Genomic DNA, 23,396 nt, shown 5'->3' with positions numbered 1-23,396 from the left:
CCGGCCCGTGGATCACGGAACCGGCGTCGCGGGGAGCCGCTGCTACTTCTTGTTGCGGCGCTGGTGGCGAGTCTTGCGAAGCAGCTTGCGGTGCTTCTTCTTCGCCATGCGCTTGCGGCGCTTCTTGATGACAGAACCCACGGGAACCTCGCTATGTCAGGGGTTGGATGTCGGATGCGGCGACGCCGCGGACACCCGGGATCGGGCACGAAGAAAACGTGCCTCCGATCATCCTATCGTACCGCGGCGACGGAGCCTGAACGGCGGCGGGACGTCAGCCGGCGTCGGCGATGCCCCGCTCGGCAGGACGCTCCAGAGCGGCGGTGACGGCCGACTCGGGGACGCGGTAGCTGCGACCGAAACGCACGGCGGGGAGCTCACCCGAGTGGACGAGTCGATAAACGGTCATCTTCGAGACGCGCATGATGTCCGCGACCTCGGCGACCGTGAGAAACCGCACATCGGGCAGTTCAGCCATTCCCCCACGACCCTCTCTGTTCGATCCTGACAACTCTAGGGGTAAACGGAGACCGGTGTAAACCCGCGTGACGCCTGTGAACGGTGGGGCGTCGCGGATCGCGCCGCCTCTTTCACAGCCGTTTCATCGCGGCGGCATCGTCGCTTGAGAGACCGGCTCGCCAGCGTGGGGGTCATGACCGATCAGAACCTCTCGACGGCGCCGGCCCCGAACGCGGGCGCGGATGCCCACCCGGACGCGGCGCGGTACCTGGCGGCGACACGGCCGTCGACGGACGACGCCCCCGACGCGGACGCCCCGAAGGCGGACCGCGGGGCCCGCAAGGGCCGCCGCGGCTGGAAGGTCGGAGGCGCCGTCGCGGGAGGCGTCGTCGCACTCGGACTCGTCTTCGGCGGCGGCGTGGCCACGGGCCTGGCGATCGGCGACACCGGCCAGGGCGGCCCCGGCTTCTCGACGGAGCAGGGGCCCGGCGACGGGGGCTTCGGGGGCGGCACCCCGCCGGAGATGCCCGGGAACGGCACGACTCCGGGCGACTCCACGGGCACGGCGCCGGACGGGACCGCACCCGACGGCTCGACGTCCAACGGCTCGACGTCCGACGGCTCGACGTCGGACGGCTCGACCTCGGACGGCTCGACGACCTGACGCCAGGGGTGGTCCCGCCCCGGTCCCGCTACGCGCCGAGGCGGCGCAGCGCGGACTGCACGACGTTCTTCGCGGACGCGGCGGCGCGCCCCACGGAGTCGGCGACGCGCGCCGCCGGCTCGGAGAGGCCCGGAGCCAGGTACGCCGCAGCCTCGTCGGCGAGGCCGGCGTCGTCGACGAAGAACGACACCAGCCAGTCGTCGACCGCCTCGAGCGGCTCGGGCGACAGGCTGTAGAAGCGGTGCTGCCCCTCCTCGCGCACGGACACCAGCTCCGCCTCGCGCAGCACCTTGAGGTGCTTGGACACCGTGGGCTGGCTCACGCCGAGCTCGGACACGATCTCCGACACGCTCGTGCCGTCGTGGCCATCGGTCGACCGACGAAGCAACAGCTGCAGGATGTCGCGCCTCGTGCCGTCCGCGATCACGTCGAAGATGTCCGCCATGCCGATAGGTTAGCCGGGCGCGGCGCGGAGTACCATGATGGGCGACTTCGGCGCGAAGGGGGATGCGGATGGCGGCCAGCCGGTCAGCGGGCTACGCCGACTCCGCACGACGGGCGACGCGCGCAGCGGGGCACTTCTTCAAGGAGTTCACGACCTCGTCGCCCTCGCGCTTCGCCATCCTCGTCTTCGTCAGCCTCATCCTCATCTTCACGGCCCTGCTGTCGCTGCCTGCGGCCAGCACGCAGCACTCGCGCACCCCCTTCGCGGACGCCCTGTTCACCGCCGTGTCGACGATCTGCGTGACGGGGCTCTCCACGGTCGACACCGCGACGCACTGGTCCCCGTTCGGGCATGTGGTCATCTTCGTGGGCGTGAACATCGGCGGGCTCGGCGCGCTGACCCTGGCGTCGCTGCTCGGCCTGGTCATCTCGAAGCGTCTCGGCCTGCGCGCCAAGCTCATGGCCGCCGGCGACAGCAATCCGCTGCGGTCGCACGGCGGAGTCGTCAACGAGAGCCAGACCGTGCGCCTCGGCGAGGTCGGCCAGCTGCTGCGCACCGTGGCGCTGTCGACGCTCGTCATCGAGGGGGCCGTCGCGCTGCTCCTCTACTTCCCGGTCGTCTGGGCCGGCTACAGCTGGTTCGAGGCGCTGTGGATCGCCCCGTACTACGCCGCGATGTCGTTCACGAACACCGGCTTCACGCCGACGGTGGGCGGGCTCGAGTCGTTCCATCACGACTACTTCTTCCTGTCCATCCTTATGGTCTCGGTGTTCCTCGGCAGCATCGGGTTCCCCGTCATCTACGCCCTCTCCCGGCATCTGACCACGCCCAAGCGCTGGCCGCTCCACACGAAGCTCACCCTCATCACCACCGTGATCCTGTTCTTCGCCGGCGGGATCGTCCTCCTCGTGCTCGAGTACGGCAACCCCGGGACGTGGGGGACGAGCGACGCGTGGGACACCGTGTTCCAGGCCTTCTTCCTCTCGGCGATGACAAGGTCGGGCGGCTTCTCCGTCATCGATCCCGGCGCGCTCTACGAGTCGTCGATGCTCGCCGCGTGCATGCTCATGTTCGTCGGCGGCGGCTCGGCGTCGACCGCGGGCGGCATCAAGGTCACGACCCTCGCCGTGCTCGCGCTCTCCGTCTGGTCGGAGGCGAAGGGGCGCCGCAGCGTCGAGGTGTTCGGCCGTCGCATCCCGAGCGACGTCCAGCGCGTCGCGGTGGCCGTCGTCGCGTGGAGCGCGACGATCGTCGCGCTGTCGACCATCCTCATCGCCCAGATCACGAAGGCGCCGCTCGCCGAGGTGCTGTTCGACGTCATCTCGGCGTTCGCGACGGTGGGCCTCACGACGGGGCTCACGTCCGACCTCCCGGATCCGGCCGTCTACATCCTCGCCGTCACGATCTTCATGGGCCGCGTTGGTACAGTGACCCTCGCGGCGGCCGTGGCCGCGACGTCCAGGACGCAGCATTACGCGCTGCCCGTCGAAAGGCCCATCGTTGGTTGAGCAGATCCGCAGCGATGCTCCCGTCCTCGTCATCGGGCTCGGGCGTTTCGGCGCCGCGTGCGCCGGCGAGCTCGACCGCCTCGACAGGGACGTCCTCGTCATCGACGACAACCTGGAGCTCGTGCAGAAGTGGTCCGAGCGCGTCACGCACGCCGTGCAGGCCGACGCCCGCAGCATCGAGTCGCTCTCGCAGATCGGCGCCGCCGACTTCCAGGTCGCCGTCGTCGCCGTGGGCTCCTCGATCGAGGCGTCGGTGCTCATCACCGCGAACCTCGTCGACCTCAAGGTGCCGCAGATCTGGGCGAAGGCCGTCTCGCAGTCGCACGGCAAGATCCTCGCCCGCGTGGGCGCCAATCACGTCATCTACCCCGAGCGCGAGGCCGGCGAGCGCGTCGCCCACCTCGTGAGCGGCCGCATGCTCGACTTCATCCGCTTCGACGACGACTTCGTGCTGGCGAAGATGTACCCGCCGAAGTTCATCCGCGGCACCGGCCTCAACGAGTCGGGCGTGCGCACGAAGTACAACGTCACGGTGGTCGGTGTGAAGAGCCCCGGCAGGGCGTTCCGCTACGCGGAGGGGAACACGGTCGTCACGAACCACGACCTCATCATCGTCTCGGGCACCAACGAGGACATCGAGCGCTTCGCCTCGCTCGACCGCTGACGCCCCGCACGGCTGCGGGGCGCCCGAGAGACTCGGACGCCCCGTAGCGGGTCACGACGAGAGCGATGCGCCGTCGGTCGCGATGACCTCGCGGTACCAGTCGAAGCTGGCCTTCGGCGTCCGGTCGCCGGTGCCGCGGCCCTCGTCGTCGAGATCGACGTGGACGAGCCCGTATCGCTTGGTCATCTGCGAGGTCGACGCGCTCACGATGTCGATGCCGCCCCACACCGTGTAGCCCATGAGGTCGACCCCGTCCGCCACGGCCTCCGCCGCCTGCTGGAGATGACGGCGCAGGTAGTCGATGCGGTAGTCGTCGCGGACGCTGCCGTCCGGCTCGACGCGGTCGCTCGCCCCGAGCCCGTTCTCGACGATGAAGAGCGGGACCTGATACCGCGTCCACAGATCGGTGAGGGCGATCCGCAGGCCGATCGGATCGAGGTGCCACCCCCACTCCGACGTCTCGAGGTGCTCGTTCTTGATGGTGCTGAACAGGTTGCCGCCCGTGGCGCCGTACTTCGAGGGATCGACCGCCGAGACGAGCGTCATGTAGTAGCTGAACGAGAGGAAGTCGACCGTGTTCTCGGCGAGGATCCGCTCGTCCTCGGGCTCCATGCGCACCTCGATTCCGTGCTCGCGCCAGTGCCGGCGGATGATGCCGGGGTAGGCGCCGCGCACCTGCACGTCGGAGTGGGCGAGGTTCATGTCGTTGTCGTGCTGGGCCTGCTGCACGTCGGCGGGGTCGGACGTCGCGGGGTAGTGCAGCATCCGTGCGAGCATGCATCCGATCCTCGCCTCCGGATCGATCTCGCGGGCGCGGCGGGTGACGAGAGCGCTCGCGACGAACTGGTGGTGCAGCGCCTGGTACGCGCGCTGTGCGCGGTCGCCGCTCCCGTCGTCGATCACGCCGCCGCCCGTGTACGGCTCGATGACGGTCGTGTTGATCTCGTTGAAGGTCAGCCAGTTGCGCACGAGGCCCTTGTACCGTCGCAGGACGACGTCCGCGTAGCGCTCGAACAGCGCGATCACGCGCCGGTTCGCCCATCCGCCGTACTCCGTCACGAGGTGCAGGGGCATCTCGTAGTGCGACAGCGTCACGACGGGCTCGATCCCGTGCTCGCCGAGGCGCGCGAAGAGCCGCTCGTAGAACGCGAGACCGGCCTCGTTGGGCTCGTCGTCGTCGCCGTCCGGGAAGATGCGGCTCCACGCGATCGACAGGCGCAGGGCCCGGATGCCGAGCCGCGCGAAGCTCTCGACGTCCTCCTCCCAGCGCTCGTAGAAGAGCGAGCCGCGGCGCTTCGGGTATCCGGCGGTGCCGGGCGTCGCGGCCGCCCTCGCGATGCGCTCGGGCGTGGGGCTCATGAGCTCGTGGAGATCGACGTAGTCCGACGCCTTCGCGAAGGGGACGACGTCGGCCTGCGAGAGGCCCTTGCCGTCGGCGTCGTAGGAGCCCTCGGCCTGGTTCGCGGCGAACGCGACGCCCCAGAGGAAGCCGTCGGGGAAGGCCGTGCCGGTCATCGGGTCGCCTCCTTCGCGGACGCCCCTGCGCCGTCCGGGCTCCGCAGCGCGAACAGCTCGTCGCCGGCCGAGACCGCTCCCGTGCGCGCGTCGACCACGGCGTCCGCGGGGCCCTCCGTGACGACCACCACGACCGACGTGTCGTGCGTGAGCGCGACCTGGTCGAAGTCCACCGTCAGGATCCGATCCCCCGCCGCGACGCGGTCGCCCTGCGCGACGTGCGCCTCGAAGCCGCGGCCTTCGAGCGCCACGGTGTCGATCCCGACGTGCACGAGCAGCTCGACGCCGGCGTCGGAGCGGATCCCGAACGCGTGGTGCGTGGGGAACAGCGCCACGATCTCACCGCTCACGGGCGCGACGATCTCGTCCGATGCGGGTCGCACCGCCACGCCGTCTCCCATGATCCCCTCGGCGAAGACGCGATCGGGCACGGTCGACAGGGCGACGGCCTCGCCCGTCACGGGGGAGCCGACGAGGAGGCCGTCGGCGGACGACGGGGCCGTCGCGCCTTCCGGCGCCGCGACCGAGTCCGCGTACGCCGACTCGTCGAAGCCCAGCACGAGCGTCATCGCCGTGGCGACGACGAACGCCACCGCGAGACCGACGATCGCCCAGCCGAACGTCTCGCCGACGAGGCCCGGGAGCCCGGGGACGCCGCTGTTCCCTGCCAGCACGTAGGCGTCGACGCCGAAGCCCAGGCTGATCGCGCCGCCGGCGGCGGCGCCGATCATCGTCGCGATGAGAGGACGGCGCAGCGGGACGACGAGACCGTACAGCGCAGGCTCGGTGACGCCCATGACGCCCGTGAAGGTCGTCGAGAACGCGAGGGACTTGAGCGTCTTCGACTTCGCCCGCAGGGCCACGCCGAGCGCGGCGCCCGCCGTCGCGAAGCTCTGGACGTACGTGAGCGGGAGGAAGCGGTCGGCGCCCGTCTGCGCGAGGTTCGTGAGGATGAACGGGACGAGCGCGTAGTGCACGCCCGTCATGATGATGAGCGGGAGCAGCGCTCCGATGACCGCGCCGGCGACGACGCCGCCGTTCTCGAGCGCCCAGCTGATGCCGCCGGAGACCCCGTTGCCCACGAACGTGCCGAGCGGTCCGAGCACGACGAGGGTGATCGGCGTGACGACGACGAGCGTGAGGAGCGGCACGACCATGAGCCGCACGGGCCGCGGGACGATGCGGTCGAGGCCGCGCTCGACCCACGACATGAGATAGACGCCCAGGAGCACGGGGATGACCGCGTACGAGTAGGTCGTCGCCGTGACCGGGACGCCGAGGAAGTCGACGGCGTCGCCGGAGCCGAGCGCCGTGACGAGCGAGGGGTACACGAGCACGCCGGCGAAGGCGACCGCGACGTACGGGTTCGTGCCCAGCCTGCGCGCGGCCGTCATGGCGACGAGCACCGGGAGGAAGTAGAACGCCGCGTCGCCGATCGAGCTCAGGACGAGGTAGGTGCTCGACGCGGTGTCGATCCATCCGGCGAAGGACAGGAGCGCCAGGATCCCCTTGAGCAGGCCGGCCCCGGCGATCGCCGGGAGGAGGGGCGCGAAGACCCCGCCGATGAAGTCGAAGAAGCCCTGGAACGGGTTCTTCGACGCGGGCGCCGCCTGGGGCGCCGCGTCGCCGCCGAGCCGCGGCACGGCCGCCGCGATCGCGCGGAAGACGTCCGGCACCCTGTCGCCGACGATGACCTGGTACTGGCCGCTCGCCTCGTTCACGCCGACGACGGTCGGGATGGCGGCGAGCGCGGCGGCGTCGGCCCTGCTGTCGTCGTGCAGCGTGAATCGCAGCCGGGTGATGCAGTGGAAGGCCGACGCGATGTTGTCGGCGCCGCCGACGCCTTCGATGATCGCGGCGGCGTCCTTCTCGTATTTCATGACGGGCTTTCTGGTTCGGAGGAGAACGGCTGACGCGGATGACCCTGACGCGCCGACGGGAGGCAGCCGGCTCAGACGAACCGGCTGACGTGCATGGCGATGTAGACCTTCTCGGTCGATGTCATCGCGTGGTCGTGGACATCGCGCGTGTACGCGTCGATGCGGTCGATGACGGCGAACACGCGGGGCATCTGCTCGCGCAGGACGTTCATGAGGTCGGCGTCGTCGCGATCGATCTCGGTGCCCGAGAGCACGCGCTGGGCGAAGTACCGCACGTGCGTCGCGAAGCGCGCGTACGCCGGGTCGGCGTCGTCGTAGGAGATGCCGAAGCGCAGGCGCACGATGTCGAGCACGTCCCGCGTGAACGTCGTGAGCGCCGCAGCAGACCCGTCGCCTCCCCCGACCTCGGCGGTGATGAGGTGCAGCGCCACGTTGGCGGCCTCCGCCGACGGCATCGTCGTCCCCGTCGCCCGCTCGACGACGGCGAGCGCCTCGAGCGCGACGGCGTACTCGTTCGGATAGAAGCGGCGCACCTCGCCCTCGAGCGCGCTCGCGAGGTCGACGTCCTCCCGCGCCCGCTGCACCGCGAACGCCAGGTGGTCCGCGAGGGCGGCGTAGATCGAGTCGCTCAGCCTCTCGCTCAGCCGATCCCGCGCGAGGGTCACGATCTCGTCGGTGGCCCGGAGGATGTCGGCGGGCACGTGCGCCGCGACCTGCGCGAGATGCGTGCCCTGGGCGCTGTCGTCGAGACGGAAGACCTTCTCCACCGACGCCGGGTCGATGTGGTCGCCGGGATGCGCGTGGAAGCCGATCCCCCGCCCGAGGACGATGACCTCCCGCATCGCGTCGTCGAGGGCGTCGACGACGCTGTTGTTGAGAACACGGCGGACGATCATGGCAATACCTCGTGAGGATGGGGAGGACGGTCGTCGACGACGCGTCCGGGTATTGCCCGCAGAACCGCGGTAGCAAGCCGCAACCACCGTACGTCCGCACCGTGCGACGGCGCAAGTCCGCCCGTCCGGGCGCCCCACGACGTTCGCGGGGGCTCACGGGTCAGGCGCCCGCGGCGAGCTCCCGCGCCCGCGCGATCGCGGCATCCGTCGCCTCGCGGAACACGCCGCCCAGCGCCGCGCGCTGCAGCACGGCGACCGCCCGCTCGGTGGTCCCCTTCGGGCTCGTGACGCGGCGGCGCAGCTCGGCGGGGTCCTCGCCGGTCGCGTCGAGCAGCGCGGCCGCTCCGATGAAGGTGCCCTCCGTCATCGCGCGCGCGTCGGCCTCCGAGAATCCCTGCTCCACGGCCACGCGCGTGAGCTCCTCGACGAGCAGATAGACGTAGGCGGGCCCGGACCCCGAGATCGACGACAGCGCGTCGATCCGTTCCTCGGGCACCTCGATCACCGTGCCGACGGTCTCGAACAGGCGCCGTACGATCGCGGTCTCCTCCGCGGACGCGACCGGTCCGGCCGCCAGCCCCGTCACGCCCTTCCCGACGAGCGCGGGGGTGTTGGGCATCGACCTCAGCACGGCCGTCTCGTCGCCGAGGATGCTCGCGAAGGTCCGCAGCGTCACGCCCGCCGCGAGGCTCACGACGATCGCGTCGTCGCGCAGCACGGGCGCGATCTCGCGCAGCAGGTCGGGGACCATCGCGGGCTTCACCCCGACCAGCACGACGCGCGCGGACGCGGCGGCCGCGACGTTCCCCGACGGGTCGTCCTCGAGCGCGACGCTCGTGACGCCGTCGAGCCCGGCGAGCTCCGCCGCCTTCGCGGCCGAGCGGTTGGTGGCGAGAACTCCGCCGTCGACGGGCAGGCCGCTCGCGACGAGACCGCGCAGGATCGCGCCGCCCATGGAGCCGGCGCCGAGGAACGCGACGGATGGCAGGGAATCGGACATGCCCTCATCCTATGGACGGCCTCCGACCTCGCGCTGGGCGTCCGTTCCCGCCCCGCGCGGCAGGCGTCCGCCGAATAGACTTCGAGCATGAGCGCACAAGGCGGCAGCAAGGCGATCCTGGCGGCATTCGCGGCGAACCTCGGCATCGCGATCGCGAAGTTCGTCGGATGGATCATCTCCGGCTCGTCGTCGATGCTCGCGGAGGGGATCCACTCGGTCGCCGACTCCGGCAACCAGCTGCTCCTGCTGCTCGGCGGCAGGAAGGCCCGGCGCAAGGCCGACAGGGAGCATCCCTTCGGCTACGGGCGCGAGCGGTACGTCTACGCCTTCGTCGTCGCGATCATCCTCTTCTCCGTGGGCGGCGTCTTCTCCGTCTACGAGGGCATTCAGAAGATCACCGACCCGCACGAGCTCGAGAACGTCTGGCTGCCGATCGTCATCCTCCTCATCGCGATCGGCCTTGAGAGCTTCTCGCTGCGCACCGCCGTGAAGGAGAGCGACCAGGTGCGCGAGAAGGGCCAGTCGTGGGTCTCCTTCGTGCGCCGGGCCAAGGCGCCCGAGCTGCCCGTCGTGCTCCTCGAGGACGTCGCGGCCCTCACGGGTCTCGTGCTCGCCCTGGCGGGCATCGGCCTCACGGCGATCACCGGCGACGCGGTGTTCGACGCGATCGGCACCCTGTGCATCGGCGTGCTCCTCGTGCTCGTCGCGATGGTCCTCGGCATCGAGACGAAGAGCCTGCTCGTCGGCGAGGGCGCCACCGACTCGGACTTCGACCGGATCGTCGCCGCCATCGAGTCGGGTCCCGAGGTCGAGAAGCTCATCCACGTCAAGACGCTCTACGTCGGTCCCGACGAGCTGCTCGTGGCGGGCAAGATCGGCCTGCCGCAGGACATCTCGGTCGCCGAGGCGTCGCACGACATCGACCTGGTCGAGGCGCGCATCCGAGCGGCCGTCCCCGCGGCGCGCATCGTCTATCTGGAGCCCGACGTGTACCGCTCGCCGTCCGAGCCGAGCCTGCCGACCGAGACGTTCATCCTGAAGTCCTCGGACTGACGCCCGCGCGGGCTGCCAGACTGGGCCCATGGAGTTCTGCGTCTTCACCGAGCCCCAGACGGGCGCCGACTACGACACCCAGCTCGCCTTCGCCCTGCAGGCGGAGAGATCGGGCTTCGACGGGTTCTTCCGCTCGGACCACTACATGGCGATGCACGGCGCGGACGGACGTCCCGGCCCCACGGACGCCTGGACGACGCTGGCGGGTCTGGCGCGGGAGACGAGCACGCTCCGCCTCGGGACGCTCGTGTCATCCGTGACGTACCGGTGGCCGGGCATCCTGGCCGTCCAGGTCGCGCAGGTCGACGCCATGTCGGGCGGCCGCGCCGAGCTGGGCCTCGGCACCGGATGGTACGAGGCCGAGCACCTCGCCCACGCGATCCCGTTCCCTGCGAAGCGCTTCGGGCTGCTCGCGGAGCAGCTCGAGATCGTGAACGGCCTGTGGTCCGCCCCGGCCGGCGAGCGCTACGCCTTCGAGGGAGAGCACTACCGCATCGTCGACTCCCCCGCCCTCCCGAAGCCGACGCAGGAGCGCATCCCCGTGATCGTCGGCGGCGCGGGTCTCACGCGCACGCCGGAGCTCGCGGCGAGGCATGCGACGGAGTTCAACATCGCCTTCCAGCCCGAGGACGTCATCGCCGATCGCTTCGACCGTGTCCGCGCGGCGTGCGAGCGGGAGGGCCGCGACCCGGCGACGCTCGGGCTCAGCGTCGCCCTGCCGACCCTCGCGGGGGAGTCCGAGGCCGATCTCGCCCGGCGGGCGGCGGCCACCGGCGTCGACCTCGACGCCTTCCGTGCGGGCGACGGCTTCAGCGGCACGGCGGAGGAGATCGCCGAGAAGGCGGGCCGGCTGCGGGACCTCGGCGCCTCGCGCCTCTACTTCCAGCTCATGGACATGTCCGACCACGACCACGTCGCCTATCTCGGCGAGGAGCTGCTGCCGCGGCTGCGCTGAGGAGCCGCCTCACCCCTCGCCGAGCATCTCGTCGACCGCGTCGCGCTGCGCGGCGATGAACGCGCCGAAGTCGTCGCCTTCGAGGTAGGCGTCCGTCCATCCGTTCGCCTGCAGCGCCTCCCGCCAGGCGTCGGTCTCCCGCATGCGCGACAGGTCGTCGATCCACGCGACGCGGTCGGGCTCGGCGATGCCGGGCGGCGCGGCGAACCCGCGCCAGTTGCGGAAGACGAGGTCGACCCCCGCCTCCTGCAGCGTCGGCGCGTCGATCCCCTCGGCCCGCTCCGGGCCCGAGACGGCGAGCACCCGCACCGAGCCCGCGCGCACCTGCGGACGGGTCTCCCCGCTTCCGCCGAACGCGACGTCGACCGCGCCCGTCAGCAGACCGGACAGCAGGTCGCCGCCGCCGCTGAACGCGGAGAACGCGATGTCCCCGGGGGCGATCCCGAGAGCGCGCGCCACGCCGACGGCGAGCAGGTGGTCGGGGCCTCCCGCCACCGACCCGCCGCCGACCCGGAGCCTGCGGGGGTCGGCACGCCAGGCCCGGAAGAACTCGTCGGCGGTGCGGAAGCCCGTGCTGTCGTCGACGAGAAGAGCCCCCGGCTCCTCGGAGACCCGGGCGAGGGGCGTGATGTCGAGGAGCTCCGCCCGCGTCCCCGACGTCCTCCAGGCGCCGACGACGCCCATGCCCATGGCGAGCGCGAGCCCGCCGTCGCCCTCCTCGGCGATCGCGCGGACAAGCCCCAGCACGCCGCCCGCGCCCGGCACGTTGAACACCTCGGGGTGCTCGGACGTGATGCCCTCGGCGGCGAGGATCTTCGCCACGGTGCGCGCCGTGAGGTCGTATCCGCCTCCGGCCGCTGCGGGGACGAGGATGCGCCGCGCGGTCACGTCGACGGGCTCGGCCCCTCCGTCCGGGCGTCGGGGCGCGCAGCCGACGGCGCCCGCCAGGAGCGCGGCGCCGAGGCCCGCCGCCGTGACGCGCAGGAACTCCGATCTGCGCACGCGGCCTCCGTTCCTCGGCATCGGGCCGTTCGGCATAGGGTGTCCCTGTCCGTACCTGCACGTCGGCAGCGCCGCCCGACCGGCTTCGCGCACACCCTATCCGCTCGTGGGAGGCTCCCGTGCCCGGTCCTCGTCCCCCGCGCCGTCTCAGTCTCGCCGCCCAGCTGCTCGTGCTGCAGCTCGTGATCCTGCTCGGCGCCCTCGGCGGCGTGCTCTGGCTCTCGATCAGCCAGTCGCTGCGCACCTTCGAGTCGCAGGAGAGCCGTCGCACGCTCTCGGCGGCCGAGTCGCTCGCCGCCACCCCGCTCGTGCGCGCCCTCCTGCCGGACGCGGACGCCTCGGGCCGTGCGGCGCTCGCGCCGGCGGTCGAGTCGGTGCGGGCCGTGGCGGGCCTCACCGAGGCCGCCGTCATCGACGCCGCGGGCTCGGTCGTCTCGTCGAGCGACGTCACGCTCGCCGGGGAGCCGGCGCCGAGCGGCTATCTCGCCGGCGACGCCGGGCGCGCCTGGACGGGCACGACCGAGGTCGACGGCAGGAGCCTGCTGCTCTCGCGCGTGCCCGTCTTCGCGGAGTCGGGCGAGCGGATCGGGCTCGCCGTGGCGGCGCGCGCGTATCCGGGATGGCCCGAGCGCCTCGGCGCCGCGGTACCCGACATCCTCGTCGCCCTCGTCGTGTTCGGGGCGGTCGGGCTGGGCGGCTCGTACCTGCTCTCGCGCCGGCTCAAGCGCCAGACGCTCGGCATGGAGCCCGGCGAGATCGCCGCCGTCGTGGAGCACAGGGAGGCGCTGCTGCGCGGGGTCAAGGAGGGCGTCGTGGCGGTCGACACGGACGGGCGCATCACGGCGCTCAACGACGCCGCCCGCGCGCTGCTCGGATGGCACGACGTGCGGGAGGGGCGCACCCTCGAGGAGACCGGGGCGCCGGCGTCGGTGCTGCTCGCCCTCGCTCCGGACGGCGGGCGGGCGCATCCCCTCGACGAGCAGGTCGACGCGCCGCTCGTCGTGGGCGACCGGCTCGTCGTCGCGAACCGGCGTCCCCTCCGCTCCCACGGCCGCGACATCGGCGCCGTGACGACGCTGCGCGACCGCACGGAGCTCATCGCCCTCGAGGACGAGCTCGGCGCCAGCCGGATGACGGCCGAGCTGCTGCGCGCCCAGACCCACGAGTTCGCCAACCAGCTGCACACGGTCGCGGGCCTCATCCAGATCGACCAGGCCGCGGGGGCCCTGCAGTACATCTCCGGCATCGCGTTCACCCGGTCCGCCCTCGTCGACTCGGTCACCGACCGGATCGCGGATGCGCCGCTGGCGGCGCTGCTCATCGCCGCCTCGTCGGCCGCCGCCGAACGGCACGTCGTGCTGCGCATCGACGAGGACTCGCGGCTCGAGCCGGTGCCGGCCGCGCTCTCGCGCGATCTCATCACCGTCGTCGGCAATCTCGTCGACAACGCCGTCGAGGCCGCGTCGGGGACGGACGCCGCCGCGGTCGACGTCGACGTACGCGACGCCGGCGGGGTCGTGACGATCACGGTGCAGGACTCCGGCCCCGGCCTCGAGGGGCACGACCCCGAGCTCCTCTTCCGGCGGGGCTTCAGCACCAAGCCCGGCGGGATGCCCGGGGGCCGCGGATACGGCCTGGCGCTCACCCGGCAGGTCTGCCGCCGCCGTGGCGGCGACGCGACCGCGCGGGAGCGCGACGGAGCCGTGTTCGTGGCGACGCTGCCCCGTGAGGAAGGGAGCCGGCCCGCATGATCGACGTCCTCGTCGTCGACGACGACGTCACCGTCGCCCGCATCCACGCCGGCTTCGTCGCAGCCGAGCCCGGCTTCCGCGTGTGCGCGGTCGCGCACACCGCGAGCGCGGCCCTCGACGCCCTGGAGCGGCACGGCCCCGAGCTCGTGCTGCTCGACATCCACCTGCCCGACGGCAGCGGGCTGGACCTGCTCACGCGGATGCGGGCGGTCAGGCCACAGCTCGACGCCATCGTCATCACGGCCGCCCGCGAGCACCGCACGGTCGCCCAGGCGCTGCGGGTCGGGGCGGCGGGCTACCTCATGAAGCCGTTCCCGCGCGAAGACCTCAGCGCGCGGCTCTCGGCGTACCGCGCGCACCTCCACGGCGCGGACGAGGGCGGGGTCGCCGATCAGGCGGCGGCGGACCGTCTCTTCGGCGCCCCGCCGGCCCGGGGAGCCTCTGCGCGGGGCGTCGCCGAGACGACGCTCCGCGCCGTGCGCGATGCGCTGGCCGCCTCGCCGGAGGACCTCTCCGCGCAGGAGACGGCCGAGCGCGTCGGCGTCTCGCGCGTCAGCGCCCGCCGCTACCTCGAGCATCTGCACGACCGCGGCGAGGTGCGGGTGCAGCTGCGCTACGGGGCGGGGCGCCCCGAGCGCCGCTACCGCCTCGTGCGCTGAGCCGTCTCCGCCTCGACGGGCTCGGCAGCGGCCGGGCTCGCGGTCCGCCGCGCCCTTAGCCGTCCCACGATCGAGATCGCGAGCGCGCCGAGCAGCAGCAGGTAGATCGCGATCGGGATGGGTCCGGCGACGAAGGTCGCGTAGTCGCCGCCGGAGCTCAGGAGGGCGTCGCGCAGGCTCGTCTCGGCGAGCGGGCCCAGCACCATCCCGATGAGCAGCGGGGCCAGCGGGACCTGGAACCGGCGCATGGCGAAGCCGAGCAGCCCCGCGCCGAGCAGGAGCAGCAGCTCGAACGAGGAGGACGACGTCGCGAAGACGCCCAGGCCGCACATGAGCGCGATCCCTCCGTAGAGGTAGGGCCGCGGGATGAGCAGCAGCTTCGCCCACAGCTGCGCGAACGGCAGGTTGAGGACGAGCAGGACGATCATCGCCAGGAAGAAGCTCGCGAGGAGGCCCCAGACGAGGTCGGGGGCCCGCTCGAACAGCAGCGGACCGGGCTGCAGCCCGTACTGGCGGAACGCCGCGAGCATGATCGCCGCCGTCGCCGACACCGGCAGGCCCAGGGCGAGCAGCGCCCCCATCGCGGTGCCCGTGGTGGCGTTCCCCGCCGCCTCGGGCGCAGCGAGGCCGCGGATGGCGCCCCTCCCGAACTGCGGATGCGCTCGCCGTCTGTCGAGGCCCTTCTCGGCGGCGTACGCGATGAACGTCGGCACGTCGGCGCCCCCGACGGGGATGACGCCGAACGGCAGCCCGATGCCCGTGCCGCGCAGCCACGCCGGGAGCGCCTCGCGGAACTCCGCCCGGGACAGGAACGGGCGGCCTTCGCTGCGCAGGATGCGCGAGGTCGGATCCCGCCGGATGCGGGAGGCGACATGGAAGACCTCGCCCAGCGCGAGGATCGCGACCGTGATCGTGACGAGCGAGACGCCGTCGAACAGCTGCGGGACGCCGAAGCTGAAGCGCTCGGCGCCCGAGACGGAGTCGATCCCGATCGTCGCGATCCCGAGGCCCAGCACGAGCGACGCGAGCCCCTTCAGCACGGAGTCCGACACGACGGACGACGTCGCGACGAACGCGAAGAGCGCGAGCGCGAAGTACTCGGCCGGCCCGAACTCCGCCGAGAGCGCGGCGAGGGCGGGAGCGAGGAACACCACGACGATGCAGGAGATCATCCCGCCGATGAACGCTCCGATCGCGGCCGTCGCCAGCGCCTGCGGGGCCCGGCCCGCTCGCGCCATCCGGTGTCCCTCGAAGGTCGAGGCGATCGCGGAGGCCTGCCCGGGGGTGTTGAGGAGGATGGCCATCGTCGAGTCGCCGAAGAGGCCGCCGAAGTAGACCCCGGCGAACATGATGAACGCGGCGGACGGGTCCAGGGCGAACGTCATGGGCAGCAGCAGCGCGACCGCCATCGACGATCCGAGGCCCGGCAGGACCCCGACCGCGGTTCCCAGCAGGCAGCCGATGACGACGAAGAGCAGGTTCATCGGGGTGAAGGCGTGCCCGAACCCCTCGAACAGCAGCGACAGGGACTCCATCACAGTCCTCCCAGGATCCCGGACGGCAGGTTCAGCCCGAGCACGACGCCGAAGGCGAGGTAGACGAGGCTGCTCATCATGAGCGCCACGACGAGGTCGACGACGGGGCGCCGAGAGCCCATCGACCGGGCGACGCACCAGAACAGCAGCGCTCCCGCGACGATCCATCCGGCGGGCATGAGGAGCAGCGAGAACGCGAGGAACCCTCCGGCGGCCCAGCCGACCGCCGTCCAGTCGGAGAAGGTGCGGTACGAGACCCGCGCGGCGGCCTCCGCCTCGGCGCGCGCGGTCTCGGAGACCTCGTCGAGCGCGCTGTACCGCGCCGGCTCAGCGGGCTCGGGCGTGCGGAGGTATCGGAGGGCCAGCAGCACCGCGACGACGTAGCCGGCGACCGCGATGAGCGTCGGGAAGAACCTCGGCCCGGGCGAGGTGACGCCCGGCGGCACCTGCATGGTCACGATCCCCACCACGAGATAGGTCGAGAACGCCGCGAGGATCGCGGGGACGACGAGGCCGGAGCGTCCGGTCCACCACGAGGCGGAGGCGCGGCGGGCGTCTTCCGCGGCGTCGACGCCGACCGTGCTCACAGCCCCAGCTCCTTCACGAGCTCGGCGGTGCGCTGCTGGTCCTCGACGAGGAAGCGCTCGAGCTCCTCGCCGTCGAGGTACGAGTCGACCCAGCGGTTGCGCGCGAGCGCATCGGCCCAGGCCTCCGACTCCGCGGTCTCGTCGACGATGGCCTTGACCGCGTCGAAGTCCTCGTCGGCGATGCCGGGGACGGCCACGAGGCCCCGCCAGTTCACGAGGTCCACGCCGTAGCCGAGCTCCTCGAACGTGGGGATGTCGACGTCGGCGAGGCGCTGCGGCGCGGAGATCGCGAGCGGCTTGACGCGTCCCGCGTCGATCTGGTCGGCGACCTCGTTGTACCCCGTGACGGCGACGTCGGCGGTGCCGGAGAGGAGGGTCTGGATGGCCTCCCCGCCGCCGGACTTGGGGATGTACGTGATGTCGGAGGGGGCGATCCCCTCGACCTGCGCGAACTGGGCGACGAGCAGATGGTCGATCGAGCCGGCCGAGCCGCCCGTGAACCGGATGCCGCCGTGGTCGCCGGCCCACGCCGCGGCGAACTCGTCCACGGTGTCCCACGGCGCGTCCGCGTGGACGATGAAGACGGCGTAGTCCTCGGCGATGCGGGCGATGGGGCGGACGTCGGTGAGGTCGACGGGCGAGTCGTTCATGACGATGCCGCCGAGCATCGCCGCTCCCGTCGCGAGGAGAGTGTTCGACTGGCCCTCCATGGTGACGAAGGAGCTGAGGCCGATGGTGCCGCCGGCGCCGGGGATGTTCACGACCTGGACGTTGTTCGCGATGCCGTCCAGGCGCATGGCCTGCTGCTGCTCGCGGGCGAAGCCGTCCCATCCGCCGCCGACGCCCGCCGGCGCGATGAGGGTCAGCGACGAGCGCGGGTCGGTGCCGGTGCTCCCGGACGCGAACGAGAACGCGGTCGCCGAGACGACGGAGGCCACGGCGACGACGCCGAACACGATCCTGCCGATCGCGCGCGCCCACCGGGGTGCGCGCCTCGTCGGCAGCACGCCCGTGTACACCGCCGCGGACGGGTCGTTCCTGGCATCCGCGTCCTTGATGGACTCGGAGAACATCATCTGTCCCTTCAGAGGATGAACGAAGGCGGGTCGTCCTCGACTCGCTCGTCCAGGCTGCCCGCCGGGGCACGTTCGCGCATAGCTTGCGTAAGTTGCGTCAACGACGCGCTCAGCGCCGTCTCTCGAAGAACGCCCTCAGCCGCCGGGTCGTCTCCTCCTCGCGCACGCCGCCGACGACCTCGGCGCGCGCGGGCAGGCGCCGGTCTCGCACGACGTCGTAGCGGGACCCCGCCGCTCCGGCCTTGTCGTCCCACGCCCCGAAGACGAGCCGCGAGACGTGCGCCTGCAGCAGCGTGCCCGCGCACATGACGCACGGCTCGAGCGTCACGACGAGGGTGCAGCCCTCAAGGTTCCACGAGCCGATCGCGGCGGCGGCCTCGCGCATCGCGACGACCTCGGCGTGCGCGGACGGATCGTGCGTCTCCTCGCGGCGATTGCGTCCCTCGCCGAGCACGGCGCCGTCCGCCCCGAGCACGACCGCGCCGACCGGGACCTCGCCGGCCTCCGCGGCCTCGTCCGCGAGGCGGAGGGCGCGCCCCATCGCGGCGAGGTCGGCCGGCGAGGGTGTCATGCGTCGAGCCTAGGCGGCCCCGACCCGGGCGGCCGGGACGACAGGACCGGCGCTCACCAGCGGACGCCGAGCATCCGCGCGCTGCGCTCCCCATGCTCGCGGACGATCTCGGGGTCGTAGGCCTGCGCGTTGGTGCGCCCGATCCTGCGGTTCTCGTCGTAGTACTCGCCCGATGCCCAGTCGGCTCCCGGCTCGCCGGCGATGAAGGACGCGAGGGTCGCGCCGCCGCGCTCGGGGGAGATGAGGAACCTCTTCAAGAACCCGTGGTAGATCCACCGGAGAGGGCTGGTGGTGTCGGAGGCGAAGCTCGTCGCGACGTTCCCGGGGTGGAACGCGACCGTCGACAGCCCCCGGTCGTGGAAGCGCTCGTGCAGGGCCCGCGTGAACAGGATGTTCGCGAGCTTGGCGTTGCCGTAGGCCCGGTTCGGGCGGAAGGCGTCCCACGTCTCGAGGTCGTCGAGATCGATGCGGCCGAACAGGCGGGCGGCGACGCTGGAGGTGTTGACGACCGCCGCCCGGCTGTCGACCAGCCGGTCGATCAGCAGGTTCGTGAGCAGGAACGGCGCGAGGTGGTTGATCTGGAACGTCTTCTCGAACCCGTCGACGGTGCGCGTCGGGCCGGAGAAGATCCCGCCGGCGTTGTTGGCCAGCACGTCGATCCGCTCGCAGGACGCGAGAAGCGCGGCGGCCAGGTCGCGGACCTCGTCGAGACGCTCGAAGTCGGCGATCCGATGCTCCGCGCCGACGCGCTCGGCGACGGCCTTCGTCTTCGCAGGCGACCGTCCGACGAGGATCAGCCTGTCGTCCCCTCCCGCGAGAAGGTCCGCGGCGGCCGCGCCGATCCCATCGCTCGCACCGGTGATCACGATCGTGCGCATGTCGGTCTCCGTCCGCCCCGGTGAGGTTCGCCCTCGTACCGCCACGGTAGCCTGAGTCCATGCGCTTGCACGTCGCCGACCACCCGCTCATCACGCACAAGCTCACGGTGCTCCGCGACGAGAACACGTCGTCGCCCGTCTTCCGTCAGCTCACGGAGGAGCTCATGACGCTCCTCGCCTACGAGGCGACGCGCAACGTGCGCGTCGAGCCCTTCACCATCCGGACGCCGGTCACGGAGACCACGGGGGTGAAGATCGCCGACCCGAAGCCCCTCGTCGTCCCGATCCTGCGCGCCGGCCTCGGCATGCTCGAGGGGATGACGAAGCTCGTCCCGACGGCGGAGGTGGGCTTCCTCGGCATCGTCCGCAACGAGGAGACCCTGCAGCCCACCACGTACGCCGAGCGCCTCCCCGACGACCTCAGCGACCGGCAGTGCTTCGTCCTCGACCCCATGCTCGCGACGGGCGGCTCGCTCGCGGCCGCCATCGAGTACCTCTTCGACCGCGGCGCGACCGACGTCACGGCGGTCTGCCTGCTCGGCACGCCCGAGGGCCTGCACGCGATCGAGAGCCTCGTCGGCGACCGCGACGTCACGCTCGTCCTCGGTGCGCTCGATCGGGGACTGAACGAGCGCGGGTACATCGTGCCCGGCCTGGGGGACGCGGGCGACCGCCTCTACGGCACCGTCTGAGGCACGCCCGGCCGCACCGCCCCGACCAGGCGCGCGAACGCGCTCATGCGCGCGACGCCCTCCGCCGCGTACGGCAGGTCGTCGAGCAGCGCGGGCGAGTGGACGAGATACGCCGCCACCATGGCGCGCGAGATCGCCACGTTGAGCCGGTTCTGCAGCAGCAGGAAATCCGTGCCGCGAGGCGCGTCCCGGCCCGACGACGCCGCGAGCGTGACGATCGAGACGGCGGCCTCCTGACCCTGGAACCTGTCGACCGTGCCCACGCGGACCCGACCGTGGCCCGCGCCGCGGAGCGTCTCCTCGACGAGCCGCTGCTGCGCGTTGTACGGCGCGACGACGATGACGTCGTCCTCGGCGAGCGTCCGCGGCGGCAGCGGATGGGCGATGCCGTCGTCGTCGATGCGGATGTCGGTGAACGCGCGGCCGAGCACGTCGCGCACGATGCGCACGACCTCGTCCGCCTCCGCCTGTGACTCCGTCGCATCGCCCCGGTGGCGCACCGGCACCGGATGCACGCCCGGGACGAGGCCGTCGATCGCCCGTCGATCGGCGCCGTCGCGCGACGCGAGCCGGCCCGCGTAGGAGAGGTGCGACACGGCGTCCGCGACGGCGGGGTGCATCCGCCAGGAGGAGGCGAGGAAGTACCCGTGCGTCTCGGGCAGCACCTGCTGGCCGGCCATCACCCATCCGAGCGCGGAGGTGTCCACGGGCTCCGGGTGGACACCCTGGCTGACCTGCGGCAGCTGCTGCGGATCGCCGAGCAGCAGCAGCCGGCGTGCTGCGACCGACACGGCGATCGTCGACGCGAGGGAGAACTGGCCCGCCTCGTCGACGACGAGCAGGTCGAGGCCGCCGCGCGGCACGCGCCCGGCATGGCTGAAGTCCCAGGCGGTGCCGCCGATCACATGGCCGTCGGGATGCTCGGCGGAGAACGGCGCGACGCCGTTCTTGGGGATGAGCGTGAACCGGGGATCGCGGGGCTCCGACCCGCTCTTCGGCGCCTTGGCGATCCTCTCCCCCGGCACGCCCGCCGCGACGACGCGGTCGAGCATGTTCTCCACGACGGCGTGCGACTGTGCGACGACGCCGACCCGAAAGCCGTGGTCGTTCACGAGACGCGCGATGACATGGGACCCCACATAGGTCTTGCCGGTTCCGGGAGGACCCTGCACCGCGAGGAAGGAGCGGTCGAGGCCGAGCAGGGTGCGGACGATCGCGTCGACGTCGTCGCCCGCCGACGGGACGACGGTCCCGCGCGGCGACCGGCGCCGCAGGATGTCGGTGGCGGGGTCGGCCGGGAAGCCGTCGCCGCCGTCGACCGCCTCGCCCGCACGGACGAGGGACTCCGCCCACTCGTCGACGGCGCCCTGCTGATTGCCCGCGCGCGGCGGCGGGGACGGCGTGAGCGCGATCGGCAGCTCCTGCCAGGTCTCGCCGCCCGCCGCGCGCTCCTCGATCACGGCGCCGTCGTCGAGGACCTCGACGACGCGCGCCTGCCTCGGGACGTGCACCCAGCGGGGCGAGGCCTCGCTCGGGAACGGCGCCGGGCGCGCGTAGAGCAGATAGGGCTCGCCGCCGTCGCTCAGGCGCGTGCCGGGGGCGAGCTCGCCGCGCAGCGCGACGAGTCGGCGGAGCGATCTCGCGCCCTCCGGCCGATCCCAGTCCTCGACGACGCGCGAGCGCTCCGCGTCGATCGCGAGCACGTCTCGCGTGTCGTTCCAGAGCCCCAGCGGCTCGCGCAGCCGCTGGAAGTGCCCGTGCCAGAAGCTCTTCGCCTCGCGCGGGTAGTAGTCGATCGCGGCGGCGGCGAGACGGAGCGCGTCCTCGTCGGCCGTCGGCGCCGACGCCGGGTCGACGGAGACGCGGGAGTCGCGCAGCGTCGCCGCGCGTGCGGCCAGCGCCAGCGCGAGCGGCGACGGCGCATAGGCGTGCTCGTCGGCGTCCTCCGGCGGGGCGGGCGTCACGCCCGTCTCGCGGGCGCGCTCGACGAGCCAGTCGCGCAGGCGCCGCGTCGAGACGCAGTCGTAGCGGTTGTAGTCGGCGAGGTCGTCGAGGATCTCGCGCGCCGCGTCCTCCCGGCCGTCGCCGAGCAGCGCTCGCGCCTCGACGTAGCGACCGATGGAGTCGTCGCCCTTCTGCACGTCCTGCGTGCGCACCTCGTCGCCCATGTAGAGCGGCTCGAGCCTCTTGATCGAGTACGACCGCGACCCGACCCGCAGCGCCCGGCGCACGATCGGGTACAGGTCGACGAAGACCTCGTCGCGCAGCATGCGGTCGACGTCGGCCTCGCGCACGCCGTGCCGTGCCGCCATCGCCGACAGATGCGTCGGCTCGTAGGGCGCGTAGTGGTAGATGTGCATGTCGGGATGGGCGGTGCGGCGCGCGGCGACGAAGTCGCAGAACCTCTCGAGCGCCTGCTTCTCCTCCGCGAGCGTGTGCGCCCAGAGCGCGGAGTACCGCTCGTCCAGATCGATCCATCCGAAGAGGTAGTCGATCCCCCACGACGCCGCGGCGGCGCCGACCTGCTCGCTGTAGAGCGGATCGCCCTCGAAGTCGAAGAAGATGTCGCCCCGGCTCGGCCGCGGCATGGCCCCGAGCGCGGCGGGCTGCACGACCTCGTAGGCGGGGATCGGATGGGCATCGACCGGATGCGCGTCGGCCGGGTCGTCCGCGGCGGGCACGCCGGCGGGGCTCCGGAGCTGCAGGCGCGCCTGTGTGCGCAGCGAGTCGAACGTCTCGGCGCTCATCCTCTCCGGCCCTGTCGCCGCCGTGGCCAGCTCGTCGATCGTGCGGATGCCCGCATCGCGCAGCCGTGCCCGCTGCGTCGGACGCATGCCGGCGACGAGGAGCAGGTCGCGGTGCACGACGACCTCGAGCTCGCACGTCGCACAGCGTCCGCAGGCGACGACCGACAGGTCGCCGCGCTCGTCGCCCCACGCGATCGGCTCGGCCCCGGCGCCGCTCTCGACGCGGCGGTCCGAGATGAGGGCGCGCAGCCGGTCGCGGCGCACCTCGAACAGCGGCAGCAGGTCGTCCACCCGATGCGTCGACACCGTGCCGTCGCCCAGCAGCAGGTCGACCTCCCCCGAGCGGGGAACGCCGAGTCGATCGAGCTGGTCGACGTATGCCGCGAGCTGCATGAGCGCCGTGACCCGCGCGGTGCGGGCGAGCTTGCTGTCCTGCACGCGCCACCGGCCATCCGCCTCCCGCACGAGGAAGTCGGCGAACCCCACGAACTCGTCCGTCGCGAACGCCGCCTGGAACAGCACCCGCGCATCCGAGCCGAGGGCGTCGATCGTCCGGTCGACCGCCGCGCCCAGCGCCTCGGCGTCCGCGGACGACGCCCTCTCGATCTCGACGACGCCGTCGCCGACCTCGTCGCGGTAGCGCGCGAGCACGCGCTCCTCGTGGCGATCGCCCAGACGCGCCGCGCGCTCGAGCATGGCGTCCTCGGGCTCGTCGACGGCCGCCGTCCGCCCCAGCTTCGCGTCGATCGCCCGCAGCCAGGCGAACTCGCACTCGGCGGCCGCCTTGAGGTCGCTCGCGCTCCAGACGATACGCTGCTCTGCCGGGATGTATCTCACGCTCCGACGCTAGCCGGGCGCG

General features: G+C 72.3%; 22 protein-coding genes. 8 read left to right on the top strand and 14 right to left on the bottom strand.

Annotated features, from left to right (window positions below):
- Window positions 1–42: 42 nt before the first annotated feature.
- Together N8K70_RS02620 and N8K70_RS02615 are read right to left on the bottom strand one after the other, a co-directional pair.
- The gene (locus N8K70_RS02620; RefSeq protein ID WP_003792170.1) at window positions 43–141 is read right to left on the bottom strand and encodes a 30S ribosomal protein bS22; all 99 of its coding nucleotides are present in this window, start codon (window positions 139–141) and stop codon (window positions 43–45) included.
- A 133-nt stretch (window positions 142–274) separates the two neighbouring features.
- A complete protein-coding gene (locus N8K70_RS02615; RefSeq protein WP_317140063.1) occupies window positions 275–478 on the bottom strand; it encodes a helix-turn-helix domain-containing protein in 204 nt (67 codons plus the stop codon).
- Window positions 479–652: 174 nt separating this feature from the next.
- Between N8K70_RS02615 and N8K70_RS02610 the strand changes: the two genes are divergently transcribed.
- Window positions 653–1,123 carry a hypothetical protein gene (locus N8K70_RS02610; RefSeq protein ID WP_317140062.1) on the top strand — a complete coding sequence of 157 codons (471 nt, stop codon included), beginning with the start codon at window positions 653–655 and terminating at the stop codon, window positions 1,121–1,123.
- 28 nt (window positions 1,124–1,151) lie between these two features.
- On the opposite strand, the gene N8K70_RS02605 is transcribed toward N8K70_RS02610, so the two are convergent.
- The gene (locus N8K70_RS02605) at window positions 1,152–1,568 is read right to left on the bottom strand and encodes an ArsR/SmtB family transcription factor (protein WP_317140061.1); all 417 of its coding nucleotides are present in this window, start codon (window positions 1,566–1,568) and stop codon (window positions 1,152–1,154) included.
- Window positions 1,569–1,636: 68 nt separating this feature from the next.
- Here N8K70_RS02605 and N8K70_RS02600 point away from each other — a divergent pair, with 68 nt between their 5' ends.
- Window positions 1,637–3,076, top strand: a complete 1,440-nt coding sequence (locus N8K70_RS02600; RefSeq protein ID WP_317140060.1) for a TrkH family potassium uptake protein — start codon at window positions 1,637–1,639, stop codon at window positions 3,074–3,076.
- Window positions 3,069–3,740, top strand: a complete 672-nt coding sequence (locus N8K70_RS02595; protein ID WP_317140059.1) for a potassium channel family protein — start codon at window positions 3,069–3,071, stop codon at window positions 3,738–3,740. Before N8K70_RS02600 ends, N8K70_RS02595 begins: the two co-directional genes overlap by 8 nt.
- 51 nt (window positions 3,741–3,791) lie before the next feature.
- Here N8K70_RS02595 and N8K70_RS02590 read toward each other — a convergent pair whose 3' ends face one another.
- The 4 genes from N8K70_RS02590 to proC all read right to left on the bottom strand — a co-directional run bounded on the left by N8K70_RS02590 (window position 3,792) and on the right by proC (window position 9,031).
- Window positions 3,792–5,255 (bottom strand): glycoside hydrolase family 1 protein, encoded by a 1,464-nt coding sequence (locus N8K70_RS02590; RefSeq protein WP_317140058.1) that lies wholly within the window; start codon window positions 5,253–5,255, stop codon window positions 3,792–3,794.
- A complete protein-coding gene (locus N8K70_RS02585; RefSeq protein WP_317140057.1) occupies window positions 5,252–7,135 on the bottom strand; it encodes a beta-glucoside-specific PTS transporter subunit IIABC in 1,884 nt (627 codons plus the stop codon). Before N8K70_RS02585 ends, N8K70_RS02590 begins: the two co-directional genes overlap by 4 nt.
- A 71-nt stretch (window positions 7,136–7,206) precedes the next feature.
- On the bottom strand, window positions 7,207–8,031 hold the full coding sequence (locus tag N8K70_RS02580) for a PRD domain-containing protein (RefSeq protein ID WP_317140056.1): 825 nt from the start codon (window positions 8,029–8,031) through the stop codon (window positions 7,207–7,209).
- Between the two features lie 160 nt (window positions 8,032–8,191).
- Window positions 8,192–9,031 carry a pyrroline-5-carboxylate reductase gene (gene proC / locus N8K70_RS02575; RefSeq protein ID WP_317140055.1) on the bottom strand — a complete coding sequence of 280 codons (840 nt, stop codon included), beginning with the start codon at window positions 9,029–9,031 and terminating at the stop codon, window positions 8,192–8,194.
- Between the two features lie 87 nt (window positions 9,032–9,118).
- Between proC and N8K70_RS02570 the strand changes: the two genes are divergently transcribed.
- Both N8K70_RS02570 and N8K70_RS02565 read left to right on the top strand, forming a co-directional pair.
- Window positions 9,119–10,084 (top strand): cation diffusion facilitator family transporter, encoded by a 966-nt coding sequence (locus N8K70_RS02570; RefSeq protein ID WP_317140054.1) that lies wholly within the window; start codon window positions 9,119–9,121, stop codon window positions 10,082–10,084.
- Window positions 10,085–10,112: 28 nt separating this feature from the next.
- Window positions 10,113–11,039, top strand: coding sequence for a TIGR03560 family F420-dependent LLM class oxidoreductase (locus tag N8K70_RS02565; RefSeq protein ID WP_317140053.1), 927 nt, complete (start codon window positions 10,113–10,115; stop codon window positions 11,037–11,039).
- A gap of 9 nt (window positions 11,040–11,048) precedes the next feature.
- Here the strand turns inward: N8K70_RS02565 and N8K70_RS02560 are convergent, their stop codons facing one another.
- On the bottom strand, window positions 11,049–12,041 hold the full coding sequence (locus N8K70_RS02560; protein WP_317140052.1) for a Bug family tripartite tricarboxylate transporter substrate binding protein: 993 nt from the start codon (window positions 12,039–12,041) through the stop codon (window positions 11,049–11,051).
- A 119-nt stretch (window positions 12,042–12,160) separates the two neighbouring features.
- Between N8K70_RS02560 and N8K70_RS02555 the strand changes: the two genes are divergently transcribed.
- Together N8K70_RS02555 and N8K70_RS02550 are read left to right on the top strand one after the other, a co-directional pair.
- Window positions 12,161–13,792, top strand: a complete 1,632-nt coding sequence (locus N8K70_RS02555; protein WP_317140051.1) for a sensor histidine kinase — start codon at window positions 12,161–12,163, stop codon at window positions 13,790–13,792.
- On the top strand, window positions 13,789–14,451 hold the full coding sequence (locus N8K70_RS02550) for a response regulator (protein ID WP_317140050.1): 663 nt from the start codon (window positions 13,789–13,791) through the stop codon (window positions 14,449–14,451). The genes N8K70_RS02555 and N8K70_RS02550 overlap by 4 nt, the downstream gene beginning before the upstream one ends.
- Here N8K70_RS02550 and N8K70_RS02545 read toward each other — a convergent pair.
- The 5 genes from N8K70_RS02545 to N8K70_RS02525 all read right to left on the bottom strand — a co-directional run bounded on the left by N8K70_RS02545 (window position 14,433) and on the right by N8K70_RS02525 (window position 19,098).
- Window positions 14,433–15,986, bottom strand: a complete 1,554-nt coding sequence (locus N8K70_RS02545; RefSeq protein ID WP_317140049.1) for a tripartite tricarboxylate transporter permease — start codon at window positions 15,984–15,986, stop codon at window positions 14,433–14,435. The genes N8K70_RS02550 and N8K70_RS02545 overlap by 19 nt on opposite strands.
- Window positions 15,986–16,573: a tripartite tricarboxylate transporter TctB family protein gene (locus tag N8K70_RS02540; protein ID WP_317140048.1), complete on the bottom strand. Its 588-nt coding sequence runs from the start codon at window positions 16,571–16,573 to the stop codon at window positions 15,986–15,988. The genes N8K70_RS02545 and N8K70_RS02540 overlap by 1 nt, the downstream gene beginning before the upstream one ends.
- The gene (locus N8K70_RS02535) at window positions 16,570–17,649 is read right to left on the bottom strand and encodes a Bug family tripartite tricarboxylate transporter substrate binding protein (protein WP_317140047.1); all 1,080 of its coding nucleotides are present in this window, start codon (window positions 17,647–17,649) and stop codon (window positions 16,570–16,572) included. The genes N8K70_RS02540 and N8K70_RS02535 overlap by 4 nt, the downstream gene beginning before the upstream one ends.
- 109 nt (window positions 17,650–17,758) lie before the next feature.
- Window positions 17,759–18,220, bottom strand: a complete 462-nt coding sequence (locus N8K70_RS02530) for a nucleoside deaminase (protein WP_317140046.1) — start codon at window positions 18,218–18,220, stop codon at window positions 17,759–17,761.
- Between the two features lie 53 nt (window positions 18,221–18,273).
- Window positions 18,274–19,098 (bottom strand): SDR family NAD(P)-dependent oxidoreductase, encoded by an 825-nt coding sequence (locus N8K70_RS02525; RefSeq protein ID WP_317140045.1) that lies wholly within the window; start codon window positions 19,096–19,098, stop codon window positions 18,274–18,276.
- A 59-nt stretch (window positions 19,099–19,157) separates the two neighbouring features.
- Here N8K70_RS02525 and upp point away from each other — a divergent pair, with 59 nt between their 5' ends.
- Window positions 19,158–19,790, top strand: a complete 633-nt coding sequence (gene upp / locus N8K70_RS02520; RefSeq protein WP_317140044.1) for a uracil phosphoribosyltransferase — start codon at window positions 19,158–19,160, stop codon at window positions 19,788–19,790.
- Here the strand turns inward: upp and N8K70_RS02515 are convergent.
- A complete protein-coding gene (locus N8K70_RS02515; RefSeq protein ID WP_317140043.1) occupies window positions 19,775–23,374 on the bottom strand; it encodes a TM0106 family RecB-like putative nuclease in 3,600 nt (1,199 codons plus the stop codon). The two genes, upp and N8K70_RS02515, sit on opposite strands and share 16 nt — an antisense overlap.
- Window positions 23,375–23,396: the final 22 nt, after the last annotated feature.

This window comes from Microbacterium sp. AB, from assembly GCF_032878875.1.
Taxonomy (GTDB): Bacteria; Actinomycetota; Actinomycetes; order Actinomycetales; family Microbacteriaceae; genus Microbacterium; species Microbacterium betulae.
Note: the sequence above shows the minus strand (reverse complement) of the source record. Positions and strands in the feature narration are given on the sequence as shown.